Source organism: Vallitalea guaymasensis (assembly GCF_018141425.1).
GTDB lineage: Bacteria > Bacillota > Clostridia > Lachnospirales > Vallitaleaceae > Vallitalea > Vallitalea guaymasensis.
Window position 1 is genome coordinate 2,064,789 of the sequence record NZ_CP058561.1, and the last position, 12,067, is coordinate 2,076,855.

General features: G+C 29.1%; 12 protein-coding genes and 1 other annotated feature. Of the genes, 2 read left to right on the forward strand and 10 right to left on the reverse strand.

Annotated features, from left to right (window positions below):
• Nucleotides 1-87 precede the first annotated feature (87 nt).
• Nucleotides 88-1,176, forward strand: coding sequence for a hypothetical protein (locus HYG85_RS09280; protein ID WP_212693224.1), 1,089 nt, complete (start codon nucleotides 88-90; stop codon nucleotides 1,174-1,176).
• 318 nt (nucleotides 1,177-1,494) lie between these two features.
• Nucleotides 1,495-1,705, forward strand: a binding site (T-box leader).
• A 46-nt stretch (nucleotides 1,706-1,751) separates the two neighbouring features.
• Complete coding sequence (proS, locus tag HYG85_RS09285; RefSeq protein ID WP_212693225.1) at nucleotides 1,752-3,188, forward strand: proline--tRNA ligase; 1,437 nt, start codon at nucleotides 1,752-1,754, stop codon at nucleotides 3,186-3,188.
• Nucleotides 3,189-3,361: 173 nt separating this feature from the next.
• Here proS and HYG85_RS09290 read toward each other — a convergent pair whose 3' ends face one another.
• The 10 genes from HYG85_RS09290 to HYG85_RS09335 all read right to left on the reverse strand — a co-directional run bounded on the left by HYG85_RS09290 (nucleotide 3,362) and on the right by HYG85_RS09335 (nucleotide 12,049).
• Nucleotides 3,362-4,615, reverse strand: coding sequence for a hypothetical protein (locus HYG85_RS09290; protein ID WP_212693226.1), 1,254 nt, complete (start codon nucleotides 4,613-4,615; stop codon nucleotides 3,362-3,364).
• A 20-nt stretch (nucleotides 4,616-4,635) separates the two neighbouring features.
• A complete protein-coding gene (locus tag HYG85_RS09295; RefSeq protein ID WP_212693227.1) occupies nucleotides 4,636-6,660 on the reverse strand; it encodes a peptidoglycan-binding protein in 2,025 nt (674 codons plus the stop codon).
• A gap of 87 nt (nucleotides 6,661-6,747) precedes the next feature.
• Nucleotides 6,748-7,140: an immunoglobulin domain-containing family protein gene (locus HYG85_RS09300; protein WP_212693228.1), complete on the reverse strand. Its 393-nt coding sequence runs from the start codon at nucleotides 7,138-7,140 to the stop codon at nucleotides 6,748-6,750.
• 247 nt (nucleotides 7,141-7,387) lie between these two features.
• A complete protein-coding gene (locus HYG85_RS09305) occupies nucleotides 7,388-7,645 on the reverse strand; it encodes a hypothetical protein (protein WP_212693229.1) in 258 nt (85 codons plus the stop codon).
• Nucleotides 7,646-7,790: 145 nt separating this feature from the next.
• Nucleotides 7,791-8,153 (reverse strand): ribonuclease toxin immunity protein CdiI, encoded by a 363-nt coding sequence (gene cdiI, locus HYG85_RS09310; RefSeq protein ID WP_212693230.1) that lies wholly within the window; start codon nucleotides 8,151-8,153, stop codon nucleotides 7,791-7,793.
• Between the two features lie 14 nt (nucleotides 8,154-8,167).
• Nucleotides 8,168-10,288 (reverse strand): CdiA family toxin C-terminal domain-containing protein, encoded by a 2,121-nt coding sequence (locus HYG85_RS09315; protein ID WP_244971330.1) that lies wholly within the window; start codon nucleotides 10,286-10,288, stop codon nucleotides 8,168-8,170.
• Between the two features lie 33 nt (nucleotides 10,289-10,321).
• Nucleotides 10,322-10,810, reverse strand: coding sequence for a hypothetical protein (locus tag HYG85_RS09320; RefSeq protein WP_212693232.1), 489 nt, complete (start codon nucleotides 10,808-10,810; stop codon nucleotides 10,322-10,324).
• A 224-nt stretch (nucleotides 10,811-11,034) separates the two neighbouring features.
• On the reverse strand, nucleotides 11,035-11,334 hold the full coding sequence (locus HYG85_RS09325; RefSeq protein ID WP_212693233.1) for a WXG100 family type VII secretion target: 300 nt from the start codon (nucleotides 11,332-11,334) through the stop codon (nucleotides 11,035-11,037).
• 38 nt (nucleotides 11,335-11,372) lie between these two features.
• Nucleotides 11,373-11,675 (reverse strand): WXG100 family type VII secretion target, encoded by a 303-nt coding sequence (locus HYG85_RS09330; protein ID WP_212693234.1) that lies wholly within the window; start codon nucleotides 11,673-11,675, stop codon nucleotides 11,373-11,375.
• Nucleotides 11,676-11,722: 47 nt separating this feature from the next.
• On the reverse strand, nucleotides 11,723-12,049 hold the full coding sequence (locus HYG85_RS09335) for a WXG100 family type VII secretion target (RefSeq protein WP_212693235.1): 327 nt from the start codon (nucleotides 12,047-12,049) through the stop codon (nucleotides 11,723-11,725).
• Between the last annotated feature and the right edge of the window lie 18 nt (nucleotides 12,050-12,067).

Genomic DNA, 12,067 nt, shown 5'->3' on the forward strand with positions numbered 1-12,067 from the left:
ATAAATATACCTGTATATATTGACTTCACATTTATGATAAAGTAAAATTGTATCTATATAGTTTTATCATAGTGAGAGGTGGAAAGTATGGATAATAATAAATCAGATAGTGTTTTGCTTGATGGAGTCAGGTCTGCATTAATAGCTTTTTTAATTACTTTAGGTTTTTCTTTAGTGATATCAATAATTTTTAATATCTCCTTTTTTGAAGATTTCAATAATCTTATGTCCGGTAATTTAGGTGGCGACAAAGGAGCTACAGCAACTAGTATAGTAAGAATAACTGTCATGATATTCAACTTTTCATTATTTAACACTGTAGGTACTATTAAATTTGGAATACTAATTTTTATTTTTATACCTGTTATAGCTTTTTGGTTAGCTAATAAGCAAATTAATAGAAAAGGAAATATTGATTCATCTAATGTTATTGTTTATGTAATAAGTTCCTTGATATTTGCTTTGTTACAATTTTTTATTTCCTTGATTACAAAAGGAAATCTAGTAGAAGGTATACCAATTAATTTTGCTACTTTTAGTAATCTGTTTACTACTTTTATTTTAAGTTTATTGATTCAACTTTTTATAAAGCTTAATTATAAAAGTGATTCTAAAAATGGTGGAATTAACGCTTTTAAGAATACTTATAGAATAATGGGATTAATAGGAATTATTATCATATTAGTAGCTCTTATAATGGGATTTGGTAACTATAGTAAGCATGGTATATTGATAATTATTGCTATAATACTTATGTTACCTAATATGATTGCTTACAGTTTCTTTTATATGATAGGTCTTACAATGGAATTTAATGATAAACTTCAAGAAGCATTGAGTAAATATATTAATATTGATTTGACTTTTGAGAATAATATGTATATTAGATATTTAGCAATTATCATTTTTGCTTTGATTGTTGCCTATATAGTGTTTAAAATGGATAAAGATAAGTTAATAAGAAATGCTATTATATATTCAGTTTCACTAGGTATTTTTATGGGAACTTTAGGGTACTGTTCAAGTATCAATTTTATTGATATTAAATTTATTGGTAGTATTGAATTCAGTGTCAGCAACATTTTCTTGTCAGCTTTTATACCTTTTGTTACTGTATGGATTATAGTTTTAATATATTATTTGATTAAAAAGGTTAAAGATGTTATTAAAGAATAGTAGTAATATTGCAAGTAAGTCAGAAAAAGTATTTTGTTCTGACTTGGCTTTTGCAAAATAGTATATGTATATGTTTCGCCAGCTACTTGTTCGTCCTGAACAAAAAGCTGGGTTCGGCGTCCTGCCTCACTACTTCACATATACATATACTATTTTGCTTCCAAATAATCGTAAGTATAATCACAAAACACTTTTTCTTTTAATTAACATAACTATAGATTATAATTTATATAGAAATATAAAAATTACACGCCTTGACAAAAATGATATTCTACATTAGAATCATATAATAAATAGTAATTAAAATTTAATTATAGATATTTGATGTTGAAGAGAACTAGTAGATATTGATGTATCATTTCAGAGAGGGAGTTATAGCTGGGAAACTTCTATGAGACCAATATTGAACCTATCTTGGAATTCTGTATGAAAATGCAGCGGTTACCTTACGTTATAAGGTCACGAGATAATAATTGTATTTTTTGATTATTAACTAGGGTGGTACCACGAATATAACTTCGTCCCTTTTGGGATGGAGTTTTTTTAATATATAGATATAGAAGGAGAGTGAAACTATGGCTAAGAAAGATAAGTTTGTAGAAGCAATTACATCAATGGATGAAGATTTTGCTAAATGGTATACTGATGTAGTTAAAAAAGCTGAGCTAGTTGATTATTCAAGTGTTAGAGGATGTATGGTTATAAAGCCTTATGGTTATGCCATATGGGAATTACTTCAAAGACAATTAGATGACAGATTCAAGGCGACTGGACATGAGAATGTTTATATGCCAATGTTCATACCAGAGAGTTTACTTGAAAAAGAAAAGGACCATGTAGAAGGTTTTGCTCCAGAAGTAGCTTGGGTTACACATGGAGGAACAGAAAAATTGACTGAAAGATTATGTGTAAGACCAACTTCAGAAACATTATTCTGTGAACATTATTCTAATGAGATTCAATCCTATAGGGATTTACCTAAGTTATACAATCAATGGTGTTCTGTAGTTAGATGGGAAAAGACTACAAGACCATTCCTACGTTCATTAGAATTCTTATGGCAGGAAGGTCATACAGCTCATGCTACAGCTGATGAGGCAATGGAAGAGACAATTAATATTCTTAATCTATATGCAAAATTCTGTGAAGATGTTCTTGCTATACCAATGATCAAAGGGCAAAAAACAGATAAAGAGAAATTTGCAGGAGCAAAAGCAACTTATACTATTGAAAGTTTAATGCACGATGGAAAAGCTCTTCAATCTGGTACATCTCATAATTTTGGTGATGGATTCGCTAAGGCTTTTGATATTACTTATACAGATAGGGACAACAAATTATCTCATGTTCATCAAACATCATGGGGAGTGTCAACAAGATTACTTGGTGGTATAATAATGGTTCATGGAGATGATAACGGATTGATTCTTCCACCAATGATTGCTCCAACACAAGTTATTATCATACCTATCATGCAGAAAAAAGAAGGGGTACTTGATAAAGCTAATGAAGTGAAGGAAGCTCTTAGCAAATTTGCTAGAGTTAAGATTGATGATTCTGATAAGAGTCCTGGATGGAAATTTAGTGAACATGAAATGAAAGGTATTCCTCTAAGAGTCGAATTAGGACCTAAAGATATAGAGAAAAATCAGGCTGTAATTGTAAGAAGAGATACTAGAGAGAAATATTTTGTATCTCTTGATGAACTAGAAACAAAAGTAACTGAGCTTTTAGAAGATGTACAAAAAAGTATGCTTGAAAAAGCAAGAATCCATAGAGATAAACATACCTACACTGCAACAACTATGGATGAATTATCGGATATAATGAACAATAATCCAGGTTTTGTAAAAGCAATGTGGTGTGGTGATACTGCCTGTGAAGAAAAGATAAAAGAAGAAACAGGTGCTACATCTAGATGTATCCCATTTGAACAGGAAGAAATTTCGGATGTGTGTATTTGCTGCGGTAAACCAGCTAAAAAAATGGTTTATTGGGGTAAGGCATATTAATTTAATTCTTTAATGGGCTATCTGATATAGTTATAAATATGTATTAAAGGAATAGCCAATATCCTTTTAAGCGTAGGATTGGTTATTCCTTTTCCTTTTAATTATTTTGTGCTGACTAATATATAAGGTAGAATCCTTAATATATGATTCTACCTTAATATTAATATTTATTTTTATTTTGTTAACTTAACTAATTCTCCATTTACTTGGATATTTATTTCATCCGGATCCAAATATTTATTGTTAAATAGGAATAAATTCCAGGACTTATCACTTAATGTTAAATCAGTTTTAATCTTTCTATCATACACCTCTAAATAAGCATTAATTTCTTTTTTATCCTTATTTATAAATGATTCATACTCATCATCAAATTTTAATTTTAGGCTATCAGTTTCAATCATCTCCTTAGTTCCTAATAAATCTTCTGCGTATAAGTCAATTGCATAAAAACCATCAGGTTCTATTGTCATGATATTACTTAATATTTCCATTTCATTTTTAGTACCAGTTATATCATTAACTAAATCAGCCAAATCAAAGTTGTTTGACATTTGTGGTTGAACTATAGCTATAAACAGAATATTATCAGATGAAACACCTGAATAAATCACAGAAAAACTACTTATGTTGTCTTCTAAAAATTGTCTTTTCTCATCTATCCATTTTCTATCAGATTCTTCTATATCAAGACTATCAAAAACTTTACCTATAATATGAGCTTTTATAATATTTTCATGTGTAGGCGTCTTTTCTGCTTTTGAAGCTGCTTCATTGAATTCATTAATTTTTTCATTAGTAAACTTTTCTATTTCACTGGCATTTATATTGTCATTATATTGTTGTACGCTTAATTTCCAATAGCTGATACCATTAATTTTAATAGTTAAAGGGAATCTTGATTCTTCTGTCTCTTCTAAATCATTCAAAGAATAATTTAGTTCTTCTGGAGTGACTAATACGATTTCCTTAACTTTTCTATTATCTTGTTGTTCGTTTTCACCAGATGGTACTTCTGTATCTAAAATGTGTTTTGTATCTATTGTTAGAGTAAGAAAGTTATCATTAAAAATAACCCATTTACCAGAATAGTCTACAATTTCCCTATCTTTGTCATATTGACTATACTGAAATCGAAAAGTACCATCTTCATTGAATGTGTACATGTCATTATATCCATCTCCTAATTGATTACTTGCATGCCACATACCTATTAATATTCTGCTATAATCAACCTTTTCATCAGCCGATTCTTCTTCATCCTTCTTATTATCATTGTTATTAGTCTTATTTTGCTCTAAAGATATATCAGAATCTTCTATCCCTGTACCATTTACTCCTTTATTTTCTGTTGAAAAATACACTATAGCTCCAATTATTACAACCAAAACTATGCAACTAATAAGCCCAACATATTGCTTTTTCATTTTACTCTCCTTTCAGAAATCTAATCATGGGTATAAAATTTATACCTATTATAATATTTCTCACTCTCGTATTTATCTTTAAAATAAAGACCATTACTTATTGAGGAACTTCCTCCTGCTTGAGCTAGATAAACTCCTTTTTCAGAATTATAATCGCTACCGTCAGGTGTAGGACGAACAACTTGTACGTGTCCTATACTAGGAGATTCATCAATACATGAAATAGTCGTATATCCCTCATTAGCTCTTTTTTGAGCTTCTTCAGGTGTTATCTCTTTCCATCCATAGTTTTCTCCTTGAGCATCTAACCAAATGGCTAATCTATTAGCATTTAGCTCTGTAGCTGTAGCATTCTTTTCATCTTGATATAAGATATATCCTTTCTTCAAATTACGTCCTATAGCTTTTCCTGTAGCATCTTCTAAATTCCCTTTTTGATTTATCTCTACAAATCTAGGTAATTCTACACCCATTGCTATAGAGATATCCCAAGCATAGATATTACAATATGTAGCACCACCTCTAGGTACATACCTTGGATTAGACTCTACATTGAATTGATCTATCAATTTATTATATGCTTCAGGTGTTCTTGGTCCTGAATTATAAGTATATTTCGGTTTTACTGCATTCCATGAAGTAGTATCAACCATATTATAATTGGAGTTGGTGTTAATTTTAGTTTCTTGTTGATTATGATGATTATCATCTATATTGTGTTGTTCGTTGGTAATCATAGATTCCCAAGGTTTTGTTTTATAATACGTATAAAAATTAATATCCCTTTGGTCTTTTTCTGTCCTATATCTGTCAATATTACTCCATGTATTATATCCCGAATATGTTGCTCTTGGAATATTGGATTCATTACGTTTTACTGCTTCATTATATCTATTGAGAGCAACATCTAGACCACATCTTACATTGTACTCCCAATCATTTCTAATATGTTCAAAATCATATTTATCACTCCAAGATTTATCATTAAGCTGCATTATTCCCCAGTCAGTAGATGTGACTTTACCATTTTTATTCTTATTTTCATTTGCATTAGCTAAGTTATCCCCTTCATATTGAGTCATTCTACTTTCTGTCCATGCTATTGCAAGCCCAATATCTTTTGGAAGTCCTATTTCATCACAGTACTGTTCTATATAGTTTACAATCTCATCATAACTAGGATTACCATATTTTCTTGTACTGTTTTCAACTTTAGGTTTTTCTTGTACTTTATCTTGCACTTTATCTTGCACTTTATCTTTCACTTTTTCTTCTTCTGGTTTATTAACTACTATGGGTTCTGCTTTGACAAATAAATATTCCCATGTTGTTTCTCCAACTTTTCCTTCATATTCTCCAAAATTCCATAACTTATTATTTTCTTTGAATTTAGTTATTGCTTCTAACGTTCTATCTCCAAAATAACCATCTTCAGCTAATGGTTTTCCCCTTGAGTCTCTATAACCTAATTCATTTAACCTTTGCTGCATAAGCTTTACATATTCATTATATTTGTTATTATCATAAGTTAGAATACCTTCAAGTTTTGGCATGGAAATCAACACGTCTTCTTGTTTTGGCTGTTTATTAGTTATGACTTCATCACTGTCTTTATCAAAAAAGTCTATTAAATGCGCTATACTCGATTTTATAGTAGATTGAATTACCCCAAAAATATCAGCAATTTTATTACTTAAACTTAAATAATATTCTTCAATTTTATCTGTTAAATCAATTATATCAGCTTTTGGTTCTTCATTTATTTCGTTAAAACTATCCATAAGTTTTTTTTCAACATCTGCATATGCTGTTATAGCTTGGTTGATAAATTCTGATGTTCTGTTTATACTTTTCTCTAGATTATTTATCTCCCTACATAGATTTCGAAGTTTCCCATCTATATTTTGCCTATATTTAACATCACTATCTAAACCAGTTCTTATAGATGCTAACTTATTACCAACACCACTAACTCTGTTAGAGATATTTTGTATATTAGATATTTTATCTCCTAAACCTTCCATATTTACACTTATATTATTCATACTCTTCTCCTTCATTTTATCAAATTTTTTTAATTATTGCTACATCTTAATAACCAATAATGATTTATATGATGTATTAAAATTTAATTATGAATATATTTCTTGATAGATTTCCCATATGGTTATGAAGCTTTCATTTAGATTCCTATTTAATTCATTTAATTTGTTCTCATACTCATTAATAATATTATCTGATTGATTTTTATCATTACTATTAACTATATTCTTTGAAGTTATAATTTCTTTATATGCTGTTACTGTCTGTTCTACTATTTTTTTGGTCACGTATAAATCATCTTCTAATTGTAGAATTTCTTGGCTTAGTTTATGAATTTCATTATTAATGTTATCTATAGTCCAATTATTAGTATTATTTACAGTCAATTTTTCGTCATCAGAATAACTCATTTTGGGAGACATAGGCTTTAATTCTATTACTTTTTCATCTATGTCTTCAACACGCTTTGTTATACTAGACATAATTTATTCCTCCTAATTTTTATTAATTGCATATAATTAATACAGCTAAATTGTAATTGATATAGTAAATGAGTATTTACCCTTATAGTATATATTCTTTATGATTTTTTCAACAAATCCTGACGAAATGCATGTTTTATGGGATGAAATGCATTAAATCAATTATTTTGTGTTTTATTCGATAATAATATTGTTAATATAAGAACTCCAATCACTGTTATTTTTTAGTAATTGGAGTTCTTATATTTCAATAACTTTGAGTTGCTGTATTATGTTGTATTAGTACTAGTTCATAAAAGTAATCAAATGCGGCATCTTCATTGCTTAGTTCTTTAATAATATAGTGACCTGTTCTTTCTGTAGTTTTAAATATTTTCCAGACTCCATCATCATGGACACACCCCATTACAAATGATGCATCTGTAATTAAATTTAACTCAATATTATAATTTCCTATATTTAATTGATTTCCTTTGTATTTTTCTATAAATTCAGCTTTAGTCATAATTAACTCCTAAACACATTCAACCCTATCATCAGCTAAAAATGCATACGTCTTAAGCTCATATGCGTCAGTTATATCTTTCTTATCAACTTTTAAAGAGTAATAACCATCTATTTTACTATCTTTAAAATATCAAAACCTTTAATTAATCAAAAGACATTTTACTAATCTTCTCACCTAAGACACGAATAGTATTTTTGTCACCATCATATCTGTCTAAAAACAAATCGATAGCAATACGTAAATAGTTTTGAAAGACTTTGTTATCTACAATAACTTCTTTTTCATTAACATAAACCATGACTCCTGATTCAAAGTACTCTTCATCCCAAATTTCGAACGAATTAGAAAAGAATATTCCTTTAATTCCATCAGAGTATCCTGTTCTTTCACTAATATATCCAATAACCTTCACAAAATCACTCTTGGACATAAAGTAGAAAAAATCTATAAGGACAAAATTCTCCTTAATTTGGGGAAAATATGAATAATATTTATTAACTTCCATAAATGCCTCCTAACTTATTTATTCCAGTCAAACACAGGGTAAAATGATTTTATTTCTCCTGTTGCATCATCTACCCAACCTTCAAATTTCAAACCATTTAAAGCTGTTCCTTTAACATATTTTTGACCACCATCTGTTACAATTGGAGTCACATCATTTAATGCTTCTCCAGCCCATTTAATGATGTCATCATTAGATATCTTACTTGGGTCATATACTGTCTTCTTATATGTAGTTGAAGTCCATTTATCAGCTTCATATACACCTTGATAATTTTTTGCCCCAACTTTGTATTCAATATCATAAATACCATCTATCCCCGAATGAGATGTTTTCTTCACCTCTTTATACGGCATTTGTACATCATCAAAATACTTCTTGAACATGTCATAATTATGTCCACCACTCACTCCATTTCTCTTGCTGAAAAATTCAACTTTGTCAGTAAGGTGTGTTAATGATTTTTTGCTAAATAGATTACTTGTACCATTAACTAACTTATTAAATTTCTTAATCTTCTCATCAGGCAAATCATCAATGTCTATTCTATATATAATTCCTTCTGGTGTCACTACTTCAAAATACTCTTTTGTTCTAGTAATGCTTCTAATAAGGTCTGGTAATTCATCTAACTTAGCAGCTATTATCTTATTTAGTCGTTTTGTTGTCTGCATTACTCCTTTTATAGCTTTTTTAAATCCACCACTTTTAACGAATTTTACTATACTTGCGGCAGTTTCTCCACCTTCAATTGCTGCACATAGGACTTCCCCTATCAAACTACCTATCATACATCCTTTATCAAAAGGTTCCGCTTCATTATATGTATTCTTCCATTCTTCTATAGCCTGAGTTATCATCATCTTTAATGCATCTCGATATTCTTCATATACTATAGCTTTTGCCATAAATGCTGCAAAAACCTTGAGTTGAGCTGGATCTTTAATAATACTATATATTCCTTCAATAGTATCTATAACTGTTTTTAATGGCGCTACAGATATTCCCCAAAACAACCCCACTCGAAATTCTTGTCCCTGTTCTTTAGCACTAGAACCATATGTAAGTCTAGCCCAAGTATAGAAGTTATTTCTTTTTACTTCTTCTGGAAAATTCCAATGATTAATTTCATTCAAGGCATCTAATGGATAATAGTATTTAGCATAGTATTCATAGGCAGCTGAACTTTCGTATTTATTTTCATTAGTTATTATACCAAGTTCATCATCTTTAAGTGGAATAGGAGGAATGTTTTCATAGTATTCTTCAGGTAAAAGATTAGCAACAAATTCAAAGGTACTATAGTCATTTTCGGTCATATTAACCCAATGTAACAAAGTCTTCAGTTTATATTCCTTTGGTAAAGCTTCGTAAGTAAAGATTAAATTATTCCCACTATGGTATTCTTCAAATCCAAGTAAAAATTTGTAAACTGCTTCATCCAAATCTTCATCTATATTTGAATTATAATTACCATTGTGATCTGTTAAATCTACTTCAAAACCTTTATAATTCTTTAGAATATTTTCTAGTGATTTTTTCAAGCCTATAATGTCTTTTGATTTAATCTCTTCTGCTACTTTACCTTGATAGATATTTTTCTCTAATACTAATCCATCAAAATCAAGGAATTTAACTGTTTTTTCATAATCAAATTTATTATAACTTATATATTTATAGTTGTCAGTATTATTAATAACCTTTTTACTAGAGAAAAAGTCACTTAGATTCTTGATAGTAGTAAAAAGCCCTCCAAAGATTCCAAAGAGCCCTATTTTAGATAAGAAATTAAATCCTTTTAAAATAGGATTATCATTATTGTTATCATTTTCTATTTTATTATGTTGAGTCATATTATTAAGATTACATACAAGACATTCTAATTCTCTTTCTGTTTTTTCATATTGATTTTTTGTATTCCTAACAAAATCACTCAATTCATATAAATTTCTAGCAATTTTATCTAGATCTTTTTGAATGTACAGCATCTCACTACCTATACTATCTCTATATTTTATATCACTATCCAGAGAATATTTAAGGGAACGAAATGAGTCTTCAATTTCTGATATATTATTTGAGCATCTCCTCAAGGTGTGTTCATTTTTACCAAAATCCCTGGTTTTTATCGACATATTACCCAAAAGCCATCACCTATAATTCATATCTTATTTTTTCCATGTTCTTATATAAATATTTTTCCCCTCTTCAATGACCCCTTTAGTCACTCTCGACATTGTAATTTGTTCTTTATTTGGTAAAGGGCATGGTTCTACAGTTTTTATAATGTTTAGGTTAATATTATTGATTGTATCTTTATGTTTTTCTACTAATGAATATACTTTACTATGCTTATTTTGGGTTTGATTCTGTTGATACATTTGATACAACTTGTTAATCTTTTCTTCAGATTTTCTATACTCGTCACATGAATATACAAGTAACTCCTCATAATTCTTAGTAGTCAAAATTATTCTACTAAGATTTTCATCTACTTCCCTCATCAAATTATTGATATTACCTCTACCTTTAATTTCTTCATCTAGATTATTTTTAGTTGTTTCGTAATCATAAGCTACTGACTTAATCTTTCTCTGTATATCATTAATTTTTTCTGCTAGAATGCTCATGTGTTGTAGTTGAGCTGTTATTTGCAACCATGCCACCACCTTAAAACTATTCTATGTGTTAGAAAATGTTCCTAGTAAAGTCTAATATTAAGACTCTTTTCGTATAGAAATCTTCTTTTATAAAAAAGCAAAATAGAGGACTGCCAATTAGTCCTATAATTTAGCTGGATAAACGGGTAAGGGTGTAAAGATATAATATATGGATATATTATAAGCTAAATTATAAATAGGCAGTCCTTATAAACATTTTATTATGAGAATAAATCTGCAGTTGCCGATTTAATAGCAGAATCTGCTGAAGTATAATCTGTAGCAGCATTTGTTAAAAATTTCTGATACGAAGCTATAACTTCAGAATATTGTTTGAAGTCATTATTTAATTGATCAAACTTTGCTACGAATTGATTTGAAGCCTCGCTTTGCCATTCATCTTGCAAATTATGCATTAACCTAGTTATATCTGCCATAATACTTAAAAAACGTTCATTAATATTTCCTATTGTCCCTGCTTTATCATTTAATAATTGAGTGGTAACTTGAAATGATGCCATATGTATCCTTCCTTCCATATATAATTATTTTTTATTATTTATTTTGCTAACCTTTTAGCATTACTGACAATATTACCTTCAGTTTCTCTATATACCTTTGCAGCTTTCAATAAGAATTCTGCATAATTATTAAGAACTTGTTGTAAACTCCTAAATTTAGGTTCAAAAGCAGTAATTTGAGTTACATAAGCTGAATTACCCTCACCTTTCCATTGGCTAGATAGACTTTCTACTTCACTAATTAATTTTTTATATAATGTTTCATATTCCTCTACTTTAGTAGTTACATTTTTTGATTGGGTTATTAACGTTTCTGGTGTAACATTAATTGATTTTGACATAATATGAACCTCCTTCTAATTATAAACACTTCTTTATTTTTTTCATATTAATCATAATAGTCCGATTGTCTTTCTAACCAATCGTAATATGCATCAAGTCTTCTATCATCCTCTCTTTTAATGTCATATGCAACATCAGATATTCTAGTTGCTATCTCAGACATTTTTTTGGATGTAGAATTTATGTCTCCTTCCAGCATCTCACCTTGACCAATAAATTCTCTGGATGCTTCACCTTTCCATATGTACACTATATCATTAATGATATTATTCAAATCTCTTGACTCATTACTTAAATCATTTGACAATTGTCTTATTTTTCTTACTTGATTCATAACATGTGAATAATTGATTCTTCTTCTAGGTCGGACCATTTTTTTCCTCCCTTTGCA

Coding starts and splice junctions, on each gene's coding strand:
- HYG85_RS09280 (WP_212693224.1), top strand. CDS start 88: ATGGATAATAATAAATCAGATAGTGTTTTGCTTGATGGAGTCAGGTCT.
- proS (WP_212693225.1), top strand. CDS start 1,752: ATGGCTAAGAAAGATAAGTTTGTAGAAGCAATTACATCAATGGATGAA.
- HYG85_RS09290 (WP_212693226.1), bottom strand. CDS start 4,615: ATGAAAAAGCAATATGTTGGGCTTATTAGTTGCATAGTTTTGGTTGTA.
- HYG85_RS09295 (WP_212693227.1), bottom strand. CDS start 6,660: ATGAATAATATAAGTGTAAATATGGAAGGTTTAGGAGATAAAATATCT.
- HYG85_RS09300 (WP_212693228.1), bottom strand. CDS start 7,140: ATGTCTAGTATAACAAAGCGTGTTGAAGACATAGATGAAAAAGTAATA.
- HYG85_RS09305 (WP_212693229.1), bottom strand. CDS start 7,645: ATGACTAAAGCTGAATTTATAGAAAAATACAAAGGAAATCAATTAAAT.
- cdiI (WP_212693230.1), bottom strand. CDS start 8,153: ATGGAAGTTAATAAATATTATTCATATTTTCCCCAAATTAAGGAGAAT.
- HYG85_RS09315 (WP_244971330.1), bottom strand. CDS start 10,288: ATGTCGATAAAAACCAGGGATTTTGGTAAAAATGAACACACCTTGAGG.
- HYG85_RS09325 (WP_212693233.1), bottom strand. CDS start 11,334: ATGGCATCATTTCAAGTTACCACTCAATTATTAAATGATAAAGCAGGG.
- HYG85_RS09330 (WP_212693234.1), bottom strand. CDS start 11,675: ATGTCAAAATCAATTAATGTTACACCAGAAACGTTAATAACCCAATCA.
- HYG85_RS09335 (WP_212693235.1), bottom strand. CDS start 12,049: ATGGTCCGACCTAGAAGAAGAATCAATTATTCACATGTTATGAATCAA.